The following is a 24,804-nucleotide window of genomic DNA, read 5'->3' as shown; positions in this document are numbered from 1 at the left end:
CAGCGTTTCTGGCCGAACATCGACCAAACGAGGTGGACCAGAGTATCCCGAGCCAGCGCCTGAAATCTGCATTGGGATATGCATATCCATTCCAAACCTTGAGGCGAGCATGAAAAACACCAGCAACAAAAACACCACATCGATCATGGGCGTCAGACTCGGTTTACGTGCTTTTCGGGGCTGCGAAAAATCCATACACCTAGCCCCTCACTCGGTTTTGGTTGCAGCTTGGTGCGGCTGCTTCGTTGACGTCGCGCGCAAGAATATAATCGTCGCAGCGCTCTCCATCTGAAGGCGAAGGCGGTCAATAATACTTTCAAACCAAGTCAATGCCATTGAGGCCGGAATGGCGACCGCCATGCCAGCTGCAGTGGTCAATAAAGCTTCCCATATTCCGCCTGCAAGATCCGCCGGATCAGCGCGAGATCCCGCCTCCTGTAAGGCCTGAAATGCAGCTATCATACCAAGAACCGTTCCAAGTAGTCCCAACAGTGGCGCGATGGTCGCGATCAATTCAAGTGGGCGAAGACCCGATTTTGCGCGCGCCAGCTGCTCGCGGGCCACTCGCCCAGTTTCAGCTTGTGCTGCGGCGTGATCAAGACTGTCATCTAGGCGAGCTTCCATCGCGGCTCGGATCAGGACTGCGCGGATTGTCTTGCGGCTTGCCAGCGTTTGTGCGGCTTGGATCTCTTGACCTTGCGACCAAAGAGCGACAGCACGATTGACGCGGCCCCCACCGGACCACGCACCAAGGACGATCAGCCGATACGTCTTCCAGAGTATCAAGCTCACAGTGATCACAGATAACCCTGCAATGGCCCAAATCGAGGGACCGCCATTGGCCAAAAAGCCAACTGCGCCAGACCATGATTGGTCCCAGAACGCGTGAAGTGCGGCTAACATGGCTGGCCTCCAACAGACAGATAAGTCAACATTGCGAGGTCTATCGGGGCGGCAAGTGGCCGATCCGGATCACAGGCCCCGAGAGATGAACGCTGGGGAGCGCCACCACACGATAAAAAATTAGAATGACATGCCATGCTCGAGCCCCTTTGCCTGCTGCAGCGTATCTATTGCTGCGCTGTGATATCCCCGACACATGTCAGAGCAAAATTTGGCTGGCCGAGAAATCTGGCGGGCTGTGCCTCAGACGAGGTGGGTACGAGCTAGGGTATCCTATGTAAACTGTCAAGATTGAGAAGGAGAGATGAAAATATATCCTTACTATTTAAGTCAGATTATGCTTTACGACTCGCTTATGACGAAATATATCCGATCAAAATGATGCAAGCCTCTCGCCAGCCCTCATACGCAAATCCTCAGAGGGCCCCTTATGTCTATTGCATTCAAATTAACTGCACTTGTCGCCGCAGTATCATTGTCATCACCCGCTTTTTCCGACACCACCATCGCAACTTACGCTGGCGATGTATCTGTCGCGACGTCGCCTGCATCTATTGCGGTTCTAGATATGGCTGCTGTGGACACGCTAGATGCGCTGGGTGTTGACATCGCAGGGATCTCAACGCCCCATTATATCGACTACCTCGATCATGTTGCTGACACTGCCGTTTCTGTGGGATCTTTGTTTGAACCAGACTTTGAAGGCCTCGCAAACCTAGGAGTTGATTTGATCATTGCTGGCGGCAGATCTTCGCGCCAAGTTGAGCCTCTCTCCAAGATCGCACCCACGATTGATATGACGATTTGGGCGGACGAAAACTCAACTCTCATGGAGCAATCCCTATCCCGTCTGGCCGCCTTTGGCACATTGACCGGCACCGAAGATACGGCCATGCATCTTGCCAATGAGTTTCGTACCAAAGCAGCCGCAGCCAAAGCCGCCGCCGCGAATAAAGGGAACGGCCTGATCGTGATGACCAACGGCCCAAAGGTTTCCGCCTATGGCGCGGGGTCTCGTTTCGGCTGGATTCACGACGTTCTCGATTTGCCTGAAGCCGTCGAAGGTGTTGATGAGCAAACCCACGGTGAAGCGATTTCGTTTGAGTTCATCGCGAAAGCAAATCCTGACTGGTTGATCGTGATCGATCGCGCAGCGGCCATCGGTCAAGACGGCGACGCCGCATCCGTGACATTGGACAACGCATTGGTTGCGGGCACCACAGCATGGCAAAATGGGAACGTTATCTACCTGAATTCCGCAAATGTTTACATCGCAGGCGGTGGATATCAGTCGATGATGCATACGTTTGATACCTTCATCACAGGTTTCGGCGGCGGTGCATAAGACACGCCCTTATGCTTGGACTATCGCAACGTTGCTCATCCTATCTGGGGTGAGCATTTTCGTTGGCGTAGGAGACATGACATTTTCTGGCCTTTGGTTGAATCCAAGTGAAATGCAGCTCCTATTGATAAGCCGCGGCCCTCGCACTTTTGCGGCTCTTTTGACCGGCGCCAGCATGGCCGTATCTGGGGTTATTATGCAGCTTTTGGTGCGCAATAAGTTTGTTGAACCGGGCACGACGGGCACGACAGAATCTGCGATGCTGGGATTACTCTTGGTCACTCTATTCGCACCACAGTGGCCCATTTTTGCCAAGATGGCGGTCGCCGCGCTCACGGCACTACTGGGAGTCTTAGGCTTCGTTTTTTTGGTGCGTAAATTACCTCCCCAACGCCCGCTAATGATCCCTATTGTTGGCTTGATTTACGGCGGAATTCTTGGCGCGGGGGCAACCTTCATCGCCTATCAGGCCGATCTCATTCAGTATATTGGCGTTTGGATGAGCGGTGAATTCTCAGGCGTTTTGGCAGGCCGATATGAACTGCTTTGGTTGGCTGGCGGACTAACCTTGCTCGCATATTTCTCTGCAGATCAATTCACTGTAGCAGGGCTTGGACGCGACACAAGCCGCGCGCTTGGCCTACGGTATGGCTATGTGCTTGCCCTCGGTGTTTCGACGGTTGCCTTGGTGTCAGCGCTGGTTGTTGTGACCGTCGGAATGCTGCCATTTGTCGGGTTGGTTGTCCCCAACATTGTCTCGCGGATCATGGGGGACAACCTACGTCAAAGCCTGCCAGTCGTGGCGGGGCTTGGGGCTGGCTGCGTTCTGTTATCCGATATTGTTGGACGCGTTGCGCGCTTTCCATATGAAATCCCAGCGGGCACGGTTTTCGGCATCTTGGGCGCAGCTGTGTTTTTGTGGCTCTTGCTAGGGCGGCGGTCACATGTTTGATAAACGGCTCATCGTTCTGTTCATCTGCCTTGCTTTGGCCTCTGGCGTGTTTCTAACATGGGGATTAACAGGGCGTATCTGGTTCATTCTAGAGCTTCGTAGCGTCAAATTAGTGGCCCTGATATCAGTTGGCATCTCGATAGGTTTGGCGACTGTTCTCTTCCAAACGCTCTCGGGAAATCGCATTTTGACCCCCTCGATCATGGGGTTTGATGCCTTGTTTTTGTTGGTGCAAACCAGTTTCGTTTTTAGTTTAGGCGGGGTTGGGTACGCTGGGCTTTCCGATCTCACTTTGTTTGCTGCAAATACTTTGGTGATGGTCGTCGCAGCAGTTGCTCTGTTTGGAATGATCCTGCGACGCAGTCGAAAAGATATCCACTTGATGATCCTTGTTGGGGTCGTGTTCGGACTGATGTTCCGAGCAATTTCAGCCTTTCTCCAACGGATGATCAACCCATCTGAATTCTCCTATATCCAAGGCGCAATGTTCGCTCAATTTAGCGCGATCAACGGCATTGAATTGATCGCGTCCGTCGTGGTCCTTGTCATGATCGGCATTTGGCTGGCGCGCCGCTGTGCCGTTCTGGATGTTGTTGCCCTTGGCCGTGATACGGCACGTGGATTGGGTATCAATTACGACCGGTTCCAATTTTCCACATTGTGCGTCATCGCTGCGCTGGTATCGGTGTCGACCGCTCTTGTTGGGCCGATCACCTTTCTAGGTTTATTGGTTTCGACCCTCGCGCACAGTTTGATGAAAAGCCACCGACATGCGTTAATCTTACCCGCAGCCGCTCTCATTTCAGCTCTGGTTTTGGTTGTTGGGCAGACCTATTTCGAACGCATCATGCGCCTTCAATCAACCCTTTCGGTGGCCATCGAATTTGGTGGTGGATTGCTATTTCTTATTCTTCTGGCACGAGGAAAAACCCTATGATCTCTATTGAGCATGTCAGTTATAAAATTGGCGATACGCCTATTATTTCGGATGTTACCACGGCTTTACCTAAGGGTAAGGTCACCGCATTGATCGGGCCAAATGGCGCTGGAAAATCATCCCTTTTGAACATCATTGCGCGGCAAGCCACTGCGACGACGGGCACCGTTGAGATTGATGGACTTGATGTCACACAAACCGACCCCCGTATTTTGGCACACAAAATGGCCATCGTTAGCCAACACGTCGGCGTTGCCAGCCGCTTGCGCGTGCGAGATCTGATCGGGTTTGGCCGCTGGCCGCACAACCACGGTCGTCCCACACAGATAGACGTGGATAAAATAGACGAAGCGCTAAGCCAATTTGATCTTGAACCTCTTGCTAACCGGTTTGTCGATGAGCTGTCAGGAGGGCAACGGCAACGTGCTTTTGTGGCGATGGGATTTGTTCAGGACACGGATTGGGTCCTGTTGGACGAGCCGCTCAACAACTTAGACTTGCGTCACGCACGCGCATTGATGGCGCATTTAAAACAAATGTCCGCCCAACATGGGAAAAGCATCGTCATCGTGTTGCACGATCTCAATTTCGCAATGTCTTGGGCAGACCACATCGTCGCTTTGAAAAATGGACAGGTCGCGTTTTCAGGCCCAACACGAGACGTGGCAAACGCCTCATCGTTGTCGGATCTTTATGGTACCGATGTCCAAATACACGCTCAAGGAGAACAGTTTTTTGTTGCGCATCACGGCCCGCTCTAAATGTGTTGCATTTACGTGATATGCGTAAAAAATTAATGACATGCACTTGCATGCAAAGGTCCGCACGCCTACTAAAACCTCGCCTGACAGGCAAGCCAGAGGCATCACTCCAGCAAAATTCAATCTATTTGGAAGGGTGTATCATGGCATACAAATCCAATTCTGCTGCGCGTTTGCTGTGCAGCACGGCTCTATCAATCTGTGCGGCGACGACTGCGTTCGCGCAAAACGTTGTGTCCCTTGACCCAATTGAGGTGCAGCGCGCCGATCCATTGGGCGATGCTGCGGATCACGCAGCATCCGTTTATGTGTCTGAAGCTGAACTTGAGCGCGCAGCTATGGGTGACTTGAAAGATCTCTTCGCAGGCCTTTCTTCTGTTTCAGTTGGTGGCGGTATCCCTATTGCACAAAAGATTTTCGTTAACGGCGTCGATATGCTGAACCTTGCTGTGACGGTCGACGGTGTGTCTCAAAATAACCGCGTATTCCACCACGCAAGCTCAAACGCTTTTGATCCTGGCTTGATGAAGTCAGTGCGTGTTGATCCTGGTGTTGCAGCTGCTGATGCTGGGCCAAATGCAGTGGCCGGCGCTGTTGTTATGGAAACTGTGGACGTTGCCGATATCCTTGAAGATGGAGACAATTTCGGTGGTAACACCCGCATAAGCTTTAGCGATAATGGCGGCACGGCGACAATCGCGACCACCGTTGCTGCGCGCAAAGATGGCTATGAGGCGCTTGGGTATTTCAAACGCGCATCTGGCGATAACTACACAGATGGCAGCGGCGAAGAAGAGCTTGGGACAGAAACCGATCTTCAAAGCGCTCTGGTGAAACTCGCGCATGAATCCGATGCGGGCCACCGCATAGAGTTCTCCGCGCAAAAAGCAAGCGATTCTGGGTTGCGCAACCCGAAAGCAAACTTCGGTTACACGGGCAGTGACTTAATTCAGTACGACACCACACGTACAACGATCGCCTTGCAGTATGAAAATACCAATGGCGGCGGCATGTGGGATCCTTCTGCATCCATCGGCTTTTCTGAAAACACGGTTGATGCGCCCAATTACGAAGACAGCCAAGGGACAACCCGCACGCTCAATGCAAAAGTGCAAAACGTATTCCACTTCTCTGATGTCAGCACTTTGACTGTTGGAGCGGACTTCATCAACCAAACCAGCAACTACAAAGATGGCACCACTTTTGAAGCTGAAGAAGAAAAAACCAACTTTGGTCTCTTCGTACAAGCCCGTGTTGAACCAACTGAGCGTTTGAAATTATCCGGTGGCCTGCGCGCTGATTGGCAAGATTTCTCTGGCGCGTATGATGACTACGAAGACAGCGTCTCGGGTCTCAGCAGCAACGCATCTGCCGTGTATGAAGTCGCCCCGGGTCTGACTGTGAACGCTGGCTATTCAAACGTCTTTGGCGGCATTCAACTTGCCGATAACTACGACCTTTGGGACCGCGCCGCCTACAGCCCAACCTATGACTGGGACTACAGCGGTTTGGAATCGGCGCGGTCTGAAAACTTCATTCTGGGGACTGATTACACCGCAGGTGATTGGACGCTAGGTGCAGAATTGTTCAAAACTCAGATCACAGACGCACGTAGCGATGATGGTAACATCGACTTTGAAACACGTGGCTTCAACCTCAGCAGCACATACGATTGGGGCAATGGTTTCGCGCGCGCTTCCTTCACACGTTCTGAAGGCCTGATTGATGGCGAACTGGTCGCGAGCTATGACTTGCTCGACTACGGCATGCCGTTGGGCGACATTATTGCTTTGGAAGTTCAACAAGAACTGCCAAACGCAAATCTGCTTGTCGGTGGTAGCATCGATGCAGCGCTCGCTTACGACACGGGCGTCGCTTACACAGTTGAAGCACCGGCCTATACAGTTGTGAACGTCTTTGCGGAATACACACCGCCAACAAGCCTCGTTAACATGACAATCCGTGCTGAAATCAACAACCTGTTTGACGTGGATTATGCAGACCGCGCCACTTACGGCAGCGATTATGGCGATCTCTACTCTAGCCTCACGACACTTGATGAGCCAGGTCGTACGATCTCAGTCATCGCAACGATTGAATTCTAAGCTTATGCCCCGCGGTTCACTCTTCCGGTCCATCGCGGGGCAACATCCGCAGCATCATATATGCCAACTCATACGCTTCATCGCAGCTCATCAAAGGCGACAGTTCAGTCTGCATCGCCTCCATATAGGCGGGCCAAATACGGTCATGCAAACCACGACCTTTGTCCGTCACAAACAACACTTGCCTGCGCCGGCCGTCCGACAGGTAAGCACGGCGAATATATCCCGCCTTTTCAATCCTCGTGATGTGGCGCGACAGAGCATACTGCGTTACGAACAGTTTTGTCTCAAGTTCAGCCATAAGATGGCCTTGCTCTCCAGCCTCCTCGACATGAAGCAAAACTTCATACCAAATCGGATCAGATATGCCCTGATCACGCAGCACTTTGGCGATCTGCGGCTGCAGTTTTCGGTGAGCTCGCATCAGGAAAAACCATACGCGGTTGTAGCCAATCCTTGGATCGCTATCGCCAAAGAACTGTTTGTAGTCAACTTTTTCTGGTTTAGTCATTGTGCTGCCTGCGTTGATTACATGTTCTATACCCGCTTAGAAGACCAACTGCCAACACGCCTTTCCATGGGGCTATCACAATGAAATGGGCGGCCGAAGCAATTGTATTTGGAGCCGCCGCGGTCGGATTGCATCTTGTGGCGTTCGTCTCTACCGAGCAAAGCGCAAGCTCCGGCGGAACTCAAGGGACCAGCGCCGTCACCCTTGTCGGAGCCTCCCAGAGCTTGAGCACGCTTGTAGACACATGGGATGCACCGCCGATGACGTCTATCGCACCGCTTGGCTTGAAGTTACCGCCGTTACCAGATGCAATCCCTTTGCCAATACAGACGACCAACTTCTCACAAACCATTCCGCAGACCATGCAAGCGCCTATAGCTCTTGAGGCCCCAACACCGCCCAAAGATGTGCCAACACCGCCGTCGCCGCCTACGCCTGCTGCACCCAAAGTCGTCGAAAAACCAACCCCTAAGCCATTGCAAAAGCCAGAAGTAAAACCCGCTGCGCAACAAGCCCAGCCTCAGCCCAACCCCAGTTCTGGACAAAGAGAACAACGTGCTACCGGCACCGGTGGAGGAACGGGAGCCGCGCAATCGACTGCTGCGGCGCCCGCTGCGACATCAGGGAAGTCCAAACGCCTTGAAGCCGCATGGCAAGCAAAAATCAACGCGCGCGTTCATAGCCGAATGCGGTATCCACGCGGCACGGATAAAGCGGCAACCGTCGTCGTCCGCATTTCACTCGCAACGACCGGTCATCTTAAATCTGTCTCTGTCGTGAAATCATCAGGCGTTGCTGTGATCGATGCCGCCGCCCTTGAGGCCGTTAAACGATCTGGCCGTTTTCCTCGTGTTCCCAAAGGTATCTCACGGCCCACATTGGATTATAATTTAACTCTGAAATTTACACCATAGGCCGTCAATATCCACAATGCGCCACCTTGATGATTGGCACCGTGTTAGGCTTGTAAAAGTCGAATTTCGCACCTAGATCTCGGCGCATTCGTTAGGGTGTTGGGCAGATTGAAGTCGAAAATCGTTTAATACGCCAAAGGCTAGGTGAATAGCCTCTAGTTCTATAAACGACCGCCGTGTTCATTTTCTTTTGTGCTGTTCTATAATCAACTGGCAACAATATGACATTGTTGGTGTGCTTACGGTTTGGGTTGTCGAGCATTTCAATGCAGGCGAACACATCCTGCTTCGCCACGCGTGCGGTATGTCCGCTTATCATATCTTAGGTTTCAAAAATGCTGAATGATGCACGAATGTCCGCAATGACGGACTGCAGCGCGGCATTTGAAGTCGAAGCGAAGGTCCGGTTTGGGCCGTTCGTGTCGATCGACACTAAGGGCGGATTCCGGTCATTCGCCGCAGGTGCGAAATAGGATAAACTGGCAGAAGAAAACGGACGTTCAGGGCAAAAATTTGTTTTGTGTTCTTATGTAAATGCAGCAAATGTCGGCAATGAGCCCTCTTTGACCGATGCTGCGCGGTGTTCGAATGTCGGCTTAGCTAGTTCGGAACAGCGACCTCAGGAAACCTTTTAGACAGAGCTCAACAAAATTCATTGCATATAACTAATATACTAGTTATGTGGTCTCTATGAATGACATAACGACAACCGCTCGCGCGCTCGCCGCCCTTGGCCATGAAGCCCGCCTAGATGTATATCGTCTGCTCGTGCGGGCGGGTGAGGACGGGCTGATCGTCAGCGATATTGCAACCCATACCAAACTGCCTCTTTCGACGTTGTCGCACCACCTGCGCACACTCGTGTCAGCAGGCCTCGTGACCCAGGAACGTCAGGGACGGGAGGTGGTGAACAGGGCCGACTTTACTGCCATAGCGTCGGTTCTGACCTTCCTGACGGCAGAGTGTTGTGAGGGGGTCTCTCTCGTTCGAGAGAATGCAGCATGATAAGAAATACCGATTCTTCTAGCCCAAATACAACTATAAAACTGGATATACCGTCATGAAAGATACCACCCAACCTCATCCTAATCGCGGTGCGGTGTTTGCACGTCGCCTTTGGACAGACTACCGCGTCTGGCTCACGACCGCCGCTATTCTGGCCTTTGTGACAGCATTCGACCCTGCGCAAGGGGCCGAGAGCCTTGGCTTTGTTATGACGGCCCTTTTGGCGACCGCTCCGTATCTTCTGTTGTCCATCGGCCTTGCTGCCTATGCGGGCGCGACTGGAGCCGATGGGCTGATCGCGCGGGCCTTTACCGGCGCACCGGTGGCCATGATCCTTGTGGCTGCTGCTTTCGGCGGGTTGTCGCCCTTCTGTTCTTGTGGAGTGATCCCGCTGATCGCGGCGCTCCTCGTAATGGGCGTGCCCCTCTCGGCCGTCATGGCATTTTGGTTGGCCTCGCCCGTGATCGACCCTTCGATGTTCGCACTGACCGTTGGCGTGCTCGGCTTCGAGTTTGCAGTTGCCAAAACGATGGCAGCCATTGGCCTGGGCGTGACCGGAGGCTACATCACGCTCGCCCTCACCCGGGCCGGAGCTTTCGCTGATCCACTGCGTGAAGGCGTGGGCAATGCTGGATGCGGCGCGTCCAGCGTGCGTGATCCAAAGCCCCCTGTATGGAAGTTTTGGCATGACGCGGACCGTCGCGCCAAATTCAGCCGTGAAGCAATCAGCACGACCCTGTTCCTTGCGAAATGGCTGACCTTGGCGTTTGTGCTGGAATCCCTGATGATCGCCTTTGTGCCAGCCGATCTGGTCGCACGGGCAGTCGGCGGCGAAGGGATCGGCTCGATCCTGACGGCCACGTTAGTCGGTGTTCCGGCTTACCTGAATGGCTATGCTGCGCTGCCTCTCGTGTCGGGATTGGTTGAGCAGGGTATGGCACCGGGTGCGGGCCTCGCCTTTCTCGTCGCAGGTGGGGTCACGTCTCTTCCTGCTGCTATCGCGGTTTGGGCTCTCGCCAAACGGTCGGTCTTTGTCCTTTATGTCGCTCTGGCGCTGTCTGGGTCGCTGGTCAGCGGTCTTCTCTTTCAAGCATGGATCGGGGCATGAATGCCCCTTTGAAAGCCTCTCCCTTCGATCATATCCTATGCTGGGTCGATGGGTCCGATGAAGCGTGTCGGGCGGCGGAACGCGCCGCTCAGCTCGCCCGCAGCCTGGAAGCAAGGCTGACCTTCCTCGCGATTGGCAAGGAGCAGGGTCATGATGAGGGGTTCGCGGACTACGCGCGAATTGAGGGGGGTTCAGGACCGATGCCACCGACCATTGAAAACGATGTCGATGGCTGCCTTCGCCAAGCGATTTCAATATCTACAAAACTCGGCTTCAGAAATGCCGCCCACGTGATAGCGACCGGGGATGCTTCAACGGCAATCTGTAATGCTGCGCTGAAAAACGAGGCAAACCTTGTTGTGATCCGCAAGGGCAAGTCCAATCTGGTCGAACGGCTTATGGGATCATCTGTCTCCGACAGGCTCGTAGACGGATGCGGGTTCGCCGTTCTCTCTGTTGGATAGCGTATCTTGTTGTCTTTTTCATCGTCCACTCCTCAGTGGTTACGATGAGCCAGAAACACTCTCTTAACAAATAACGCTATTTGGTCCCATAGGCGCTGACGTCAGACAGAAAGTGCTGAAGACTTACCTGTTTTTGCGCGCAAACCTTCCCGATGTCATAGGCCAGTTGCATCCCGTCAGGGTTCGTGAAATCCCGAACCAGGGCCAGTTCCTTGTCACTGATGGTTAAGTCCAGTTCTGCCTTGAGCCACGCATGCTCAAGGCCCACATTATACCGTGAAAAGCCGAACAGAGGGGCTGGGCCAAGCTGGAAATCAGCCAGATCGCCTATTTCGCTATTGAGGTTCCAAGCGTATTTGCAGGCCCCCAGTGATTGCATCACGCTTAGATTATGCATCTCGCAGTCTGCAATGACGCTCGAGACGGCCTTGATCGCCATGCTCGCAGCAAGTTCCGTGAGAAAGCCGCCTTTTGACATCCGTTGCCGGAATGTGCCCGTTCCGATCGAGACGATATCAAGCTGGTCCAGACCAGTTGCCCAGTCGTAGCCGTATTTAGGGACGGTGACCAACAAGAGCAAGGCAAGCCCCGGCATATTGTGGGGTGATACCCCTCCGTCGACAAATAATCCGGGAGCTTCTCCCTTAACGATCTCGATCAGTTCGGGGGAAAAATAGTAAGGCGCTGCAGTGGATGCGCGCACGATCTCGGCAAGGCGGTAGTTGCGATTGCCGATATAGCTGCCGTCCACAGAATCCTCCCAGAACGCGCCATTCGGATTGTTGTGCACGATCCAAGGGCTTCCGGTATCCATCCGTTTTGCAATGATCGCGAGGCTATTGTGTATGCGATCACTGTCCAGCGTGGCATCGCCGATGATCTCTTCCAACTGCGCCTTGAGCATCCGCGCGTCAAAAATGGATTGGAACCCCCGGATGCGCCAGCGTGGTTTGCGAAACACCTGTGGACCAAGGCGCATATAGAATCGGGTCAGATCTTTGGGAGAGAGGCCAAGGCTCAGGCCCGCGGCGATTATTGAGCCTGTGGATGTACCACCAATAAGATCGAAATGCTGGTTTAAATTCCCCAAGCGTGCTTCGGCAAGTAACACTTCAATCCGCTCCAGAAAGGCCAAGGTGATGATGCCGCGCACGCCGCCACAGTCCAGAGCCAGAATATTGCGCTTTCGTAGATTAGCCTGTCGTTCCATCCGTTTTCCTTTTTGAATTCCCATTCCAAACGGGGAAGCAATCCCGCCAAGAAACAAAGGATTTCTGGAAATAAGGTTGGGATCAATAACCTTGACCTATTTTGATGACCCGCACTATGTTGAAGGTGTGACAATGCCTTTGCCAACCGTTTTGGAATCTAAGCTGGAAGAGTGCTCATGTTCAAATCGCTAAATTGCATGAATCGGTTTACCTTCCCTGTAGGCAGAGCATACATCCTTATTTTTGTGATCGCGAGCGTTTTCAGCTTGATGCTCTTGCCGCTGACGGCGCGGGCTGGGGTTAATCAGAAAAATGGTAATTTCTATATCTCCTATACCGATCTGATCGTCGGGCAGCCAGAATTGGAAATTTCAAAAACATATAACTCCAAGGCAACCAAGGTATTGTCTTTCGGGTTTGGATGGGGCTCGGATCTTGACACAGCTTTGACCGTTGTGGGGGACGGGACTGTAGTGCTGAACGAGAACGGATCGGGTGCGCAAAATTTCTTTCGCCCCGCGCGGTTAGATGCGGCAGATCGGGCGAAGATCGTAGGCGAAATGTTGGTCGCGATGGAGGCTGATGGATGGTTTTCATCCGATGCCCAGCTTGAGGAGGCACGGGTTGAATTGATCAAAGACGCGGCCTTACGCCGGCGTTTGCATGGCAAACTTGTTGCCGCTGATCTTGTTCCTGATCGTGATCTGGCAATCGGAGAACGGCTCACATCTTCTAAAACGCCAGATGTCTTTCTTGTGAGAGAACCGGGGGGGTATTATCGGCGTGGCTCTTTTGGGTTCGAGCGGTTCAACGAAGAGGGGCAACTGGTGGAAACCGTGCGCCAAGACGGTTTGGGCTACAGATTGCGGCGAAGTGCGCAGGGGCACCTGCGCGAAATCATCGGCTCCAACGATGAACGCATCGCGGTATCGACCAATGCCTCCGGTCAAATCACCCGCCTTGAATCAATCGTCGGCACAGCGACATATGAATATAATGAGCGCAAAGATCTGACCAGCGCGACCAATGTTGTAGGCACAACCTATCGCTACGAATACGACGAAAAACACAACATGCGTTTCGTGCGCTATAACGACGATCGCTATTTGGAAACCCGCTACGATGCGAAGACGCAATTCGTCAGCTTTCAGCGCCAACCCGACGGGGCGGTCGTGCGCTATGACTACGGGAACTATCCGATCACCGAAGCAAACGTGACCGACCATTATTTCACACAAGTCAGACGCTATGACAACGAAGTGCAAAAAGACCCCTATTCCGACAAAACGGTAGCTTACCGGATTGCGCGTGATCGGTTCGGAAACACTTACACAGCAGGCATCACCCAAACCGATAATGGCAACACGACCGAGACCCGATATCACACTTGCGGCAATCCGATCCTGATTGAACAGGGCAGCCGGCGGACTGAGTTTGACTATGATGACAAGTGCCGTTTGATTTTTAAGAGATCAGCGTCCGAGCAGATACGACTTGAATATGACCGTCGGCACGGCAAAATTTCGCGTGTCGAAGACACAAACCTACATAGCAACACCACCACCTTATCTGATTTTGAGTACAACCTGCGTGGGAACCTGATCATGGCTCAGGACAGCAAAGGCCGAAGAGCCGAGCTGACCTATAACGGCGAGGATCAGATCAGCCAGATAAAGGGGGAGGACGGGCAAGTCCTGACATTTGTTTATGGTCCCCTTGGCAAACCGATCGAGATCGCCATCGAAGGCCTTGGCAAAATCGAGGTGCGCTATGATTCAAGCGGTGAGATCGAAAATATCGCCAGCGATCAGGGGCATAAAATGGCTCTACAGGTCACGCAGGCGTTTCAGGGGTTGCTGAGCTTGGTCAAGCCAGCAGGCGTCAACTTTGACCTATAATTCGACCTTCATGGAGTGTCCGTTTTGACAGTTTCAAGCAGCGCAAGCGGTATTCCCGAAATCAAGATTTTCCTGTCCTCGCCAGGGGATGTGAACGAAGAGCGTGTGCTGGCCGGCCGGGTCTTACAAAGGTTAACTGAGCGCTATGCGCCTTTGGCCAGATTAGTGCCGATCATTTGGGAGCATGAGCCCCTGCTGGCCTCGGCGACGTTTCAGGACCAGATCGACAAACCTTCGACGACAGATATTGTCATCTGCATTCTATGGTCGCGCCTTGGTACCCGTTTGCCACCCCATATCGTCCGCGAGGACGGCAGCCGGTACGATAGTGGGACCGAGTTTGAATTCGAGGATGCGTTTGATGCGATACAGCGTACCGGCCGTCCAGACTTGTTGGTCTACCGCAAAATGGCAGAGCCCTTTATCAGCCTAGCCAGCAACACCGAAGCTGAAGAACGGTTGCGCCAGAAACGGGCGCTGGACGGGTTTATCCAAAAGTGGTTCCACGATGAAGATGGCTCGTTGCTGGCAGCCTTTCACGGCTTTGGAAATTCTGCAGAATTTGAAGAAGCCTTCGAGATGCATCTGGACAAACTGGTTCAGCGGCGGCTTGAGGAGCTGGGCGTCGACAGCCTGAAAACGACAGCTGTCGAAATGAACGCCGAGGCGCTTTGGGAAGGGTCGCCTTTCCGTGGTCTGGAGACGTTCGAGTTTGAGCATGCGCCCGTCTTTTATGGTCGGACCCATGCCATATCAGGGGTTCTGAAAACCCTGCGTGCGCAGGCGGCTCAGGGCAATGCCTTTGTGTTGGTTCTGGGCCGCTCGGGCGGCGGCAAGTCCAGCCTTGTGCGCGCCGGGGTCCTTCCTTTGCTGGTCGAGCCGGGTGTGGTGGAGGGTGTCGGTCTGTGGCGGCGGGCTGTGTTCCATCCCAGCGAAGCCAGCGGCAGTCTCAATAGAGCATTCGCCGCCGCGTTATCCGCCGACATGGCCCTTCCCGAACTTCTGAGCGATGGGACGAGCGTGGATGAATTGGGCGATCTGCTCGATTCAACCCCGAAAGGGGCCGATATGTTGCTCAAGGGAGCGTTGTCACAGGCCGCCCAAAAGGTCGCGGCGCAGGCTGCGGAGACCTATGCGCAGGCGCACCCCGATCTGGATGCGGCACAGCTTGCATACAACCGTCGTGCGATCCTTGAAAACCCGCCCAAAGCAAAACTGGTGCTGCTGGTCGACCAGCTTGAAGAACTGTTTACCGACACAAGCATTCCGCAATCCGAACGTGAGGGTTTTCTGGATGCTTTGTCTGCCCTTGCGGCTTCTGGGAGGGTCTATGTTGTTGCCACATTGCGCAGTGATTTCTACCAACACGCGATTGAGCACCCCACCTTCGCCCAGCTCAAAGGGAGCGAGGGGCAATATGATCTCAGCGCACCGACGCCGGCCGAAATCGGCCAGATCATCCGCCAGCCGGCCTTGCGTGCGGGGCTGACGTTTGAAGAGCATCCCGAAACTGGTGCCCGACTTGATGATGACTTGCGTGATGCTGCTGTGGCAGAACCTGACAGCCTGCCGTTACTGGAGTTTGCCCTTGAAGAACTATACCGCGCGCGCTCTCCCTCCGGCGTTTTAACGTGGGAGGCCTATGAGGCTTTGGGCGGGCTGGCCGGTGCCCTCGGACGGCGTGCGGAGGAAGCATTCAACGCGCTTCCTGCCGCCGCGCAAGCGACCCTGCCGCGCGTGATGCGTCAGATCGTTTATGTGCGACTGGATCGGGATCAGGCCGCAACGAAACGTTCGGCCAATATCGCCAATTTCCCGCCAGACACCCCGATCAAAGAATTGATAGATACTTTTGTTGCGGCGCGGCTCTTTGTCGTTGGTGGCGACAGCGCGGGCAACACGGTGGTGACCTTAACGCATGAAGCCCTGCTCAGTTCTTGGCCGCGACTGCGTGAATGGCTGGCAGCCGATCAGGAGTTCTTGCGTATCCGTGCGCGGGTTAACTTTGCCGCAGATCGTTGGGAGGAAGCCGGGCGTGAAGCGCAACTCTTGCTACCGACCGGCCCCGCGTTAAACGAAGCACGACAGATTACGGGTGACCAAGATGCGAATACATCTTCAACGGTCGCCCAGTTTATTGCCCTGTCGGTCAAACGCGCAACACGGGTGCGCCGCCTTAAACGATCAGCGATTGCAGCGCTGGCGCTGCTGACCTTCGCCGCATCCGGAACCGCATGGTACGCAGACGGTCAACGCCGCGAAGCCGCGTCGGCACGGGGCGTTTCGGAACAGGCACAGGCCGAAGCGGAAACCAATGCGGAAACAGCGCAAGCCCGCCTTGGTGAGCTGTTTTTCGAACAAGGCCGTAGAGCGCTTCTGGATGGTCGCGCCGAAGAAGCCACATTGCTTTTGGGCGCGGCCTACGGGAGCACGCCAAAGGATCAAACCGGCGCGCTCTTTTCTACAGCCCGTGCGCTTGCTTCAATTAAGGGTGGCACAACCCTTGAAAGCTCTACAGCCATCACAAATCTGGCAGCGGGACCAAACAATTTGATGGCCATCGCGGCGGCTGATGGCTCGATTGCGATCAGGAATATGAGCACCGGTGACACGCTTGCGCGACGAATTGCAGATGATGATCCAATCAAAACGCTGGCCTTTTCTCCAGACGGCAGAATCGTTGCGGCGGGTGCGGATAGTGGCAAGATTTTGCTATGGAGTTTTCGAGAACAATCGACGCGGCAGCTCGATAAGCATTTTCAGGCCATCACAAAGCTGTTTTTCTCAACAGACGGAACGCAGCTGGCCTCACTTAGCCACGACAAAACCACTCGCATTTGGAACGTGACAGATGGTGCGCAAATCGCAACACTCCCCGAACAGGGTGGGGTGCCTGTATCAGCGGCCTTTTCCGAAGACGGCTTTGGTTTGACAACCCTCACCAGCGAGGGCGAAATTGCCCAATGGGACAGTAGGACGGGCCGCGAGGTCTTTCGCTGTAACACCCAAGCCCCGCAGCCTGTGCTTGACGGGATTGTCCTTGGTGGCGCGAGCGCAGTCTTGGCCCTTGGCGATTCTGGCGTGATGCAAGTGACTGCTGATGCGGACTGTCAGACAAATTGGATGAACCCAATTGCCGCATTCGGGCTTACAACGGATACCCACGGCAGTCGTATACTTGTGCGCAACGGGACCCAAGCGGCTCTGGTGGATAGGGCAACTGGTGACACGATTTTCAAGCCCAATACGCAAGATGTCGGAGGCAGTCAGCGCCAGATTATTGCGGCAACTTTGACCGCAGATGCGCGGATGATTGGTGTGATCGACACCGCAGGCACGATGACCCTGCTCGACGCATTTGCAGATGGGGTCGTTTTGGCCAAATTTGATGGTCATGCAGCAAGCGGCAGCGCGATTGCCTTTTCTGATGACGGAAACAGTCTGCTGACGGCTGCGGTAGATGGCACGGTCACGTCTTGGAACCTCTCTGCCCTGCGTCCCTGTGTCATGCAGGGCGCAGCGGGGCAAACCCTCGCCTTTTCCCCTGACGGCACCTATGTGGCTTCAGGGGATTCCATCGGACAAATTACGCTGGCAGAGGTAGATGACTGCAGCACGGGGCGCGTTCTGGGGCTCAATCGGGATCAGGAATGGGTACGTGACATCCGCTTTAGCGCCGACAGCAGGCAGATTGCTGCAACTGCTGGCGGCCTCGTCTCCTTGATCGACGTCCAAAGCGGAAATCCGGTTTGGGAGTACAGGCTTGACGATGCACATCTCGCAAGCGCGATTTCGTGGAATGCCGATAACTCGGCACTGTTCGTCGGGACGCGTGGTCGTGAACTTGGCAGTAATTCAGGCGGCTGGCTGGAACTGGACCGCACCACCGGCCAAAAGGTCAATCAAAGCAAAAAGATCCAAACGCCTGTCAGCAGTATCGATTTCTGGAACGACGACACCTATGTCCTCACCCAATCAGATGTAGGGTTGCTTTTGTGGTGGCAAGACACAGGCAGGCACAGGCTCACCGTTGCTGGCCGTCAAACCAGAGCGGCCGTGTACTGGCCTGACCGGACACGCATCGCAGTCGGGAATGCATCGGGACAGGTGCGTGTTATGCGCCATACGTCTAGTGAACTTTTTCGTTTCAATGCCCATAACGCACCGGTAAGCGCATTGGCGATTGATGAGAGCGGACTGTTTCTGGCCAGTGGCGCGAACGATGGTACTGCGGCACTTTGGGACACGACAACTGGGGCATTAATCGCGCGGTTGATCGGACACTCAAGCAAAGTCGCTTCTATGACATTTGTACCGAACTCACCCTATGTCCTGTCTGCCGCGACCAACGGGACGGTGATGATGTGGGATCTGACCTCGGGGTCGCTGGTTGCGCGATTTGACGGCCCTTCTGGCCCAAAACCCGAGCTTGCAGTCGATCCGGCTGGCGCATGGTTTGGCGTTGCAACGGGTCGTGGGAGCACCCGGCTTTGGCGCTTGCCAAAGGTCGATGTGCCCGCCTCAGATATTATTTCGGAAATCAGTGCGGTGACCCCTTGGGGGCTGAAACTAAATGATGATTTGCCGCAAGACCGCTGGCAGGCCCTCGCATTGGAGGCGTTGGTTGATCAGCTCTCCGAGGGGGACAAAGCCGTTTCTGTGCAAGCACGTCAGCGCCTTGAGCAAGGTCGGATTGCTGCGGTTCGCGGTGATGCGCTTTCCGCAGCGCGGAGCTGGCAGCAAATTGGGCAAACCGATCCAGTTGACGGGCAAACGACTGTCGCGCTGCCAAAGGCCTACCAACATGCTCTTGCATCCAATTCGGTAGCTCTTGAAGGATTGACCCGGGTTCTGGACGATCACAAAGAGCGGGTGGAAAATATTGTTTTTTCCCATGATGGCAGCGTTATGGCGACAGTTGATTGGGCCAAAAAGCTGATCATCTGGAACACTGGCGATTGGACGAAACGTTTTGAATTCGAAGATGGATTTGCAAGCGGAATTTCATTCTCCCCAGATAACACAACCCTTCTGACACAAGATGCCGCTGGCGGGCTTGTCGCTGTTGATCTGGCCACAGGGGTCAAGGGCGCGTGTTTTGCGCAAGGTCGGCACGGCGTATGGTCGCCGGATTCAAAACGTATCGCGGCCTTTCCCCGCATCGGGGCGCCGATTATCTATGATGCGGTGACGGGTGTCGCCGTCATGACGTTCCCCAATTACGATAATCCGACACGGGGCTTTGCGATCTCTAAAGACTTTGGCACAGTTTCAGCCCCGACAGATGCCTCAGTGGTACTGTTAGACACCGTATCGCGCAGTGTTGCAGCCACGATAGTTCCGGAAAAAAACCAAGAGAGCGATGCATCCGTTTCCGTAAACAAGACCGTGTTTTCTGCGGATGGAGCGCTCATTGCGGTATTATGGTCTGACGAGACGGGACATATTTATTCAGCGCAGGATGGCACGCTGCGGCTTCAATTGCCTGACAAGACAACGGATATCGTGTTTTCTGCCGATGGTCAGAACCTTCTCGTGGATATTGATGACGATAAGGTTGTGGTGTTGAACGTAAAAAACGGTGGGGAGATCACCAGAGTTCATGGCTCACTAGGATCCGGTGACAGTTTTCTGCACGGGGCGCAGTCCTTTTCTACGGTTGATGGCGGTCGCCGGAGCATTCAGGTTTATGATCGTGAGACCGGCAGCTTGACCTCTGAGTATGTTGGTCACGCGACAGCATGGGTCTTGTTTGCAGAGGCGCCGGATGGAACCGCAAGGGTCACGACATCCGGCGACGGGCAACTTAGGATTTGGGATACAACGCGCACGGCGGGGCAGTGGAGACCTGCGGCTGAACCCATTGAACCTTTGGAAAAAGATGTGCTCGCCCGCTTGTCGCAAACCGAACAGGTGGTGCGGCGCAACGGGCGCGTCCTTCTCACGTCTCCCAACGATGGAGAGATCGTTTTGAGTGGTCACCGCGGCGATGTCACAGCCGCCAGTTTTTCCACGCAGGGAGATATGCTTTTCACTGGGGGCGAAGACGGGCGCCTTCTGATCAGGGATAAGCAAAGCTCAACCTTGTTGAACTCCGTCCTAGAAGCCTGTGAGCAAACCGTTTCTGCAGTGCTCCCGACGGTTGAGGCAGAGGCCGTGTGGGTCTATTGTTCAGGTGGCCGCCTGAAGCTGTTTGATACCAGCACGGGCCGCGCCTTGATCGCGCATTTTGGCGTGCCGCCCCACACAGGCGAACCTGTGCAAATGCTCTTTACCAAGGACGGCAAAGCGCTGCTCCTGACAGGGGAAGATGGTCCATATCAGTGGAAGATTGCCCCTTAGCACTTGGTCATGCACGGGCCTGTCGGGCGGTGCGGTCCAGCACCCAGCGTACTTTTGCGCGGTCGTATTCTTGAATTTCGGTGCTCAACTCATCGTAAGGGATCAAGTTGGGATGAAACTTGCGCGTGTTGTCGCGCGTCTCATGGTAGCGCCATCCGTCCAGTTCACGGTCGATCCACCATGCGTCATGCTCAAGGGCGGCCAATCGTTCCACCACGGCCTGTGTCTCTAGTTCTGTTTTGCTAAGCAATAGGTCTTTGGAAAACCCAAGGCTTCGCAGTTGGTCTGCAGCGCGCCTGTTTGCGTTCTTGTAGGTTTCAGCCAAGACATTCCACGGCGCCTTGGATGCGGTACGGTGGTACTCAGTATCGGGATCGGCCTTGCGGTCCGCCAGATATTCAGCATGCAAACGCTGGGCCAAAGCCTCGCGCGAATTTTCTTCATCTCCCCAGTTGTAGACTTCATCAGATCGGCCAAAAGGCTCAATCACCTCGGACAGCCTGTCTGTTTTTGAGAGGTTCTTTTGTGAATAGGGCATACTAACGGCGGCATAATTTGTACAGATCAGGAACTCGTCCTCTGCACTTTTCTTCTCGGAGTGTAGAAAAATGGGAACCTCAAGGCACGTTAACCGGCGGCTCGTTTGCCGCAGCGCGGTCCCTATCTGTATGTTCGTTTTTGGGAACCGCTCGGGGTCTTCTGCGACTATGACGGCTGTTGCCTCCGTCAGTGCATGTTTGAATGTCCCAAGCTTGTTTTCATCATAAAGCGCGGTGTCTTTGCCCGTCTCGAACACCTCGATCGAGATCGCCCACGTCAAAGGCGTGTCGGGAGAAGGAGAAGGATAAGAGACCAGCGCGACCAAAGCTGCGTAGTCCAGAGACAACAAGCGCTGCAACTCGGCTTTTTCCTCAACGACCCAACAGATCTTTGGCACCTCGGGCAGAACCGAGGGAGACACGCGCAGAAAATGACTGACAACTTCTGCGGCAACATTGGTGGCCCCGAAGACCACAAGGGTCGCTCTGTCCTGTCCGAGGTCCAGAGCAATAGCATTGAAATTGACCCGCGACAGCAGATCAATTGCAGCTGATTTGGCGGGGTTGATCATGCGCAAGGCCGTGTCTTCGCCCAACTTTTGCATGAAACCGTCGTTCTCTTCGAGTTGCTGATGTAATTTCACATCCTCGATGATCATCAATACGTCCTTGGGTGGGATGAAATCACTCTTGGCGATTTCTTTGATATACTCCAGATTGGCCGAGTCCGAACCTGTTGAGAGAATGATACGTGTTGCCCGTGTTGCCCTACAGGCTTGTAGTTGTTTGGTGAGTTCGACGTCTTCAGTTGTTGCATAGTGAAGGCAGCCCGCGGCATGGGCTTTTTCGCGAACTTTACTGGATGCGGTCGGGTCCACTACCACTACGGTACGGTCCCGTGGACGTTGTTTTGACTTCATAAAGAGACGTGCACGTTCGTCAAACCCAAGCAAGATAGTGTGGCGCCGCAATATTGAAATGCGCAGCTTTTCGGCCTGTTCCCGCAAAATGGACCAGAGCACTGTCTGAACTGCAGCGAAAGTAACGACCGATCCCAGTGTTTCAGCTATGGTCAGCAGCCATCCCTCGGTGCCTGGGCGGGTGCGCGGCATGGGGCTAAAAACCTTGGTAGCGACGGGAATGGTATCCAGCACAATCTTTGCACTTCTCGAGACGTTTTGTTCTTCTAGGGGCAGCTCTCGGAAATTCTTTTGTAAATTCCCCACAAAACTAAGCGTTAGGGCAAGAAAAGCGGCCCAGACAATGGACCGGCCCAAAGTTGAGCATTTCCGCAGTAGTTTTAGCATTTTGTTGTCCCAATCTTCGCAATACGCTTAATCACACAGTAACCCTCTAAACGGGATTGTTTGAAGTGGTCTTGTCCCGCTTACGTTCCGGTCTCTCAACTCATTTATGCAGCCTTTTGTTCGAAGGCCAAGGGGCTTTTGCCACCCAGCGACGAGTGCCTGCGCCTTGGATTATAAAACCCGTTGATATACTGGAATATAGCTCCCTCTACTTGGCGTCTTGTTTCCCATCGGTTGCGCCAGATCAGTTCTGCTTTGATTGATTTAAAGAACGTTTCAACCATGCATTGCCTGACAGGCGATTTGTGCAACAAATCTGCCGAGAAGGGAATTGTCGTAACAATTACCTTTGCCGCTCATTGATACCTTGAAGCCGTGCTTTTTCAGACGCTTTTGATACTCGTTGGAACAATACTGCGACCCGCGATCCGTATGATGAATGCAGTCCTTGGGCGGCTGTCGCAGTGCCACGGCCATGTCCAACGCTCGGATCGCTAGGTCCCGCTTCATGCGGTTGCTGACAGCCCAACCAATGACGCGTCGGGAATACAGATCGAGGATGACGGCTAAATACAGCCAACCTTCGCTGGTCCAGATGTAGCTGATGTCTCCAGCCCATTTTTGGTTGGAGCCATCAGCTGAGAAGTCTTGATCCAGCCAATTGGGCGCAATGTTGAACGTGTGATTGCTGTCCCCCTCTCGGCAGATTGCTTTGCAATCGCCTGCCGGGCAATGGTCGTCGCCTTGTATTTCTGGGTTCTGACGATCTTGATGCCATTCTCACGCATCAACGACCAACGCGACGGTGGCCGACATTCAAGTTCAATTCTTGTAGCTCTTCGGTCATCCCCGCGCTTGATGAAATCTATGGTGAAAACGCTCGTCGCGCCCTGCAAGGGAACGCCGGTATCAAACTTTATCTGACACCTTCGGATGAGAAGACCATTGAGGAGCTTAGCAAGGCCGTCGGCAAAACGACCAAGCGCGTCGTGACCCGCTCGCGGTCGGTGGGCCGGAACCCCTTCGCCGGTCGCAGCATGTCGGAACGGACCGAGGAAACGGCATTGTTACCTGAAGATGAGGCGCGACGGATGGATCTTGATGACATCATTTTGGTTGTCGACGCACAAATGCCGGTGCGTGCTAAGCGGATCAAATACTACGATGACCGGTTCTTTACCCGATTGCGCTATGGCCGCCTGCCAACGGGTATCGAGCGCCTGCGCAAATCCCCCGTCGGGCACCGGTGGCAACGTGGTCTCGATCGCTTTTGAAACCTTGTGCACGTAAAAACTATATTCGGGCCCGATCTGCGCGATGATGGCAGCGAAGAGAGCCCGGATCTTCTCTAGGTGCGCGTCATCGCTGGTCATGCTGTTGACGCCATCGAGGCGGATACACTGGAAAAGGGCATTGCCGCGCGTGCGGATCGTTCTTTCATCCACGAGGCTGACATAGGGCAGCATGCTGGCCATGGGGCGCTCTTTGCGCGCCCAGTCTGGCAACATGGCAAGATCATCTGAAGGGTCACGCAGCATAGCTGTCCCTTGAATGGATCTTGCGGTTCGGTGTTGGTGGCGTTTCCTGCAGTGCGGTTACCAGCACTTCAAGAAACGCAGGATTCCAGTCAGCGGCTTTCCACAAGGCGGGATAGGCCAGAGCGGCGGCGACGATCACCGGCCAGCTTTGGACCCACAGGAAAAGCAACACAAACCCGAAGAGCCAGACCATCGCATACATGATCGGCAGCCCGATGAGCTTTGGTGGCCGGATTAGACCCAGGAAAAGAAGGGTTTGCGTTGCCATGTCGGGTTTACGCGCCCCAGATGGCGGTCACGATGGTCGGCGCTGCCGCGATGCCCGCGATTGCGACCAGCACCCAAAGGGCTTGGCGGAAGTCCAAAATCCCGAAGAGCCAGGACAGGAACACACCGATCAAAGCCAAGGTGCCAATCACGATGCCCAAGCGTGGGCAAATCGCTTTTATCCCAGCAACCGCAGCCCTTGAGAAATTGATCGACGAAACACCAGATGATCAGGAAATGCTGCTTGTTTCTGAGTTGGGGAGGTCGTTGACGGCTCGTTGGGCATCTAACCAGATTACGAAGTGGCGTCGCGAAGCGCAAATACCTCCATGGATTGATGGTCGTGAAAAAACTCTGTCCGATACACGCGGTACGGCTGCGACAAGATTGCTGAACGCAGATCTGTCTTTGCGCCAAATAGCAGTCTTGATGGGGTGGTCTGTGCGCTACGCCGCGCAAGTTATCGAACATTATGCGCAGGTTAGCCCCGACGAAAGCGACGCCGTTTTGCGCAAGCTCAATAGGGCAAAAACACTGTCTCAAGACACAAAAATGTAAACGCCCCTGTAAACGGTGGGCCCCAAGCATGGGAAGGAATAGTCTAAGTGATTGATTTTAAATGGAGGCGAGTAGGAGAATCGAACTCCTGTACACGGATTTGCAATCCGCTGCGTAACCACTCCGCCAACTCGCCTCT

General features: G+C 54.2%; 21 protein-coding genes, 1 tRNA gene and 1 pseudogene. 14 read left to right on the top strand and 9 right to left on the bottom strand.

Annotated features, from left to right (window positions below):
- Positions 1 to 195, bottom strand: a 195-nt coding sequence (locus ACSHWX_RS16195) for an ExbD/TolR family protein (RefSeq protein WP_435669273.1), incomplete at its 3' end; no start/stop codon positions are given.
- 12 nt (positions 196 to 207) lie between these two features.
- A complete protein-coding gene (locus ACSHWX_RS16190) occupies positions 208 to 903 on the bottom strand; it encodes a MotA/TolQ/ExbB proton channel family protein (protein ID WP_435669272.1) in 696 nt (231 codons plus the stop codon).
- Between the two features lie 430 nt (positions 904 to 1,333).
- Between ACSHWX_RS16190 and ACSHWX_RS16185 the strand changes: the two genes are divergently transcribed.
- From ACSHWX_RS16185 to ACSHWX_RS16165, 5 genes are all read left to right on the top strand, one after another.
- Positions 1,334 to 2,248, top strand: coding sequence for a siderophore ABC transporter substrate-binding protein (locus tag ACSHWX_RS16185; protein ID WP_435669271.1), 915 nt, complete (start codon positions 1,334 to 1,336; stop codon positions 2,246 to 2,248).
- Positions 2,241 to 3,200: an ABC transporter permease gene (locus tag ACSHWX_RS16180; protein ID WP_435669270.1), complete on the top strand. Its 960-nt coding sequence runs from the start codon at positions 2,241 to 2,243 to the stop codon at positions 3,198 to 3,200. Before ACSHWX_RS16185 ends, ACSHWX_RS16180 begins: the two co-directional genes overlap by 8 nt.
- On the top strand, positions 3,193 to 4,137 hold the full coding sequence (locus tag ACSHWX_RS16175) for an iron chelate uptake ABC transporter family permease subunit (RefSeq protein WP_435669269.1): 945 nt from the start codon (positions 3,193 to 3,195) through the stop codon (positions 4,135 to 4,137). The genes ACSHWX_RS16180 and ACSHWX_RS16175 overlap by 8 nt, the downstream gene beginning before the upstream one ends.
- On the top strand, positions 4,134 to 4,898 hold the full coding sequence (locus tag ACSHWX_RS16170) for an iron ABC transporter ATP-binding protein (protein WP_435669268.1): 765 nt from the start codon (positions 4,134 to 4,136) through the stop codon (positions 4,896 to 4,898). Before ACSHWX_RS16175 ends, ACSHWX_RS16170 begins: the two co-directional genes overlap by 4 nt.
- Before the next feature lie 143 nt (positions 4,899 to 5,041).
- Entirely contained in the window at positions 5,042 to 7,003 is a 1,962-nt protein-coding gene (locus ACSHWX_RS16165) for a TonB-dependent receptor plug domain-containing protein (RefSeq protein WP_435669267.1), read from the top strand.
- A 16-nt stretch (positions 7,004 to 7,019) separates the two neighbouring features.
- Here ACSHWX_RS16165 and ACSHWX_RS16160 read toward each other — a convergent pair whose 3' ends face one another.
- Positions 7,020 to 7,514, bottom strand: a complete 495-nt coding sequence (locus tag ACSHWX_RS16160; protein WP_435669266.1) for a MarR family winged helix-turn-helix transcriptional regulator — start codon at positions 7,512 to 7,514, stop codon at positions 7,020 to 7,022.
- Positions 7,515 to 7,594: 80 nt separating this feature from the next.
- Between ACSHWX_RS16160 and ACSHWX_RS16155 the strand changes: the two genes are divergently transcribed.
- From ACSHWX_RS16155 to ACSHWX_RS16140, 4 genes are all read left to right on the top strand, one after another.
- Positions 7,595 to 8,428 carry a TonB family protein gene (locus tag ACSHWX_RS16155; protein WP_435669265.1) on the top strand — a complete coding sequence of 278 codons (834 nt, stop codon included), beginning with the start codon at positions 7,595 to 7,597 and terminating at the stop codon, positions 8,426 to 8,428.
- Positions 8,429 to 9,118: 690 nt separating this feature from the next.
- A complete protein-coding gene (locus ACSHWX_RS16150; protein ID WP_435669264.1) occupies positions 9,119 to 9,433 on the top strand; it encodes an ArsR/SmtB family transcription factor in 315 nt (104 codons plus the stop codon).
- Positions 9,434 to 9,488: 55 nt separating this feature from the next.
- Positions 9,489 to 10,541: a permease gene (locus tag ACSHWX_RS16145; protein WP_435669263.1), complete on the top strand. Its 1,053-nt coding sequence runs from the start codon at positions 9,489 to 9,491 to the stop codon at positions 10,539 to 10,541.
- Positions 10,538 to 11,005 (top strand): universal stress protein, encoded by a 468-nt coding sequence (locus ACSHWX_RS16140; RefSeq protein ID WP_435669262.1) that lies wholly within the window; start codon positions 10,538 to 10,540, stop codon positions 11,003 to 11,005. Before ACSHWX_RS16145 ends, ACSHWX_RS16140 begins: the two co-directional genes overlap by 4 nt.
- Positions 11,006 to 11,081: 76 nt before the next feature.
- Here ACSHWX_RS16140 and ACSHWX_RS16135 read toward each other — a convergent pair whose 3' ends face one another.
- Entirely contained in the window at positions 11,082 to 12,215 is a 1,134-nt protein-coding gene (locus tag ACSHWX_RS16135) for a patatin-like phospholipase family protein (protein ID WP_435669261.1), read from the bottom strand.
- 198 nt (positions 12,216 to 12,413) lie between these two features.
- Here ACSHWX_RS16135 and ACSHWX_RS16130 point away from each other — a divergent pair, with 198 nt between their 5' ends.
- On the top strand, positions 12,414 to 14,114 hold the full coding sequence (locus tag ACSHWX_RS16130) for a DUF6531 domain-containing protein (protein WP_435669260.1): 1,701 nt from the start codon (positions 12,414 to 12,416) through the stop codon (positions 14,112 to 14,114).
- Positions 14,115 to 14,138: 24 nt separating this feature from the next.
- Positions 14,139 to 20,456, top strand: a complete 6,318-nt coding sequence (locus ACSHWX_RS16125) for an nSTAND1 domain-containing NTPase (RefSeq protein ID WP_435669259.1) — start codon at positions 14,139 to 14,141, stop codon at positions 20,454 to 20,456.
- 7 nt (positions 20,457 to 20,463) lie between these two features.
- Here ACSHWX_RS16125 and ACSHWX_RS16120 read toward each other — a convergent pair whose 3' ends face one another.
- Entirely contained in the window at positions 20,464 to 22,272 is a 1,809-nt protein-coding gene (locus ACSHWX_RS16120) for a RyR domain-containing protein (protein ID WP_435669258.1), read from the bottom strand.
- Between the two features lie 134 nt (positions 22,273 to 22,406).
- Positions 22,407 to 23,149, bottom strand: a pseudogene (locus ACSHWX_RS16115) (IS3 family transposase); the annotation flags it as partial.
- Here ACSHWX_RS16115 and ACSHWX_RS16110 point away from each other — a divergent pair.
- Positions 23,148 to 23,576 carry a type IV secretory system conjugative DNA transfer family protein gene (locus tag ACSHWX_RS16110; protein ID WP_435669275.1) on the top strand — a complete coding sequence of 143 codons (429 nt, stop codon included), beginning with the start codon at positions 23,148 to 23,150 and terminating at the stop codon, positions 23,574 to 23,576. The pseudogene ACSHWX_RS16115 and the gene ACSHWX_RS16110 overlap by 2 nt on opposite strands.
- Positions 23,577 to 23,654: 78 nt before the next feature.
- Entirely contained in the window at positions 23,655 to 23,825 is a 171-nt protein-coding gene (locus ACSHWX_RS16105; protein WP_435669257.1) for a hypothetical protein, read from the top strand.
- A gap of 4 nt (positions 23,826 to 23,829) precedes the next feature.
- On the opposite strand, the gene ACSHWX_RS16100 is transcribed toward ACSHWX_RS16105, so the two are convergent.
- Both ACSHWX_RS16100 and ACSHWX_RS16095 read right to left on the bottom strand, forming a co-directional pair.
- Positions 23,830 to 24,108, bottom strand: a complete 279-nt coding sequence (locus ACSHWX_RS16100) for a type IV secretion system protein VirB3 (protein WP_435669256.1) — start codon at positions 24,106 to 24,108, stop codon at positions 23,830 to 23,832.
- 7 nt (positions 24,109 to 24,115) lie between these two features.
- Positions 24,116 to 24,259: a hypothetical protein gene (locus tag ACSHWX_RS16095; protein ID WP_435669274.1), complete on the bottom strand. Its 144-nt coding sequence runs from the start codon at positions 24,257 to 24,259 to the stop codon at positions 24,116 to 24,118.
- Position 24,260: 1 nt separating this feature from the next.
- Between ACSHWX_RS16095 and ACSHWX_RS16090 the strand changes: the two genes are divergently transcribed.
- Positions 24,261 to 24,665, top strand: a complete 405-nt coding sequence (locus ACSHWX_RS16090; RefSeq protein WP_435669255.1) for a tyrosine-type recombinase/integrase — start codon at positions 24,261 to 24,263, stop codon at positions 24,663 to 24,665.
- Positions 24,666 to 24,727: 62 nt separating this feature from the next.
- Here the strand turns inward: ACSHWX_RS16090 and ACSHWX_RS16085 are convergent.
- Positions 24,728 to 24,801 (bottom strand) — tRNA-Cys (locus ACSHWX_RS16085).
- Between the last annotated feature and the right edge of the window lie 3 nt (positions 24,802 to 24,804).

The sequence above is a fragment of the Maritalea sp. genome (genome assembly GCF_051251695.1).
Classification (GTDB): Bacteria; Pseudomonadota; Alphaproteobacteria; order Rhizobiales; family Devosiaceae; genus Maritalea.
This window is presented reverse-complemented; position numbering and strand designations above follow the sequence as displayed.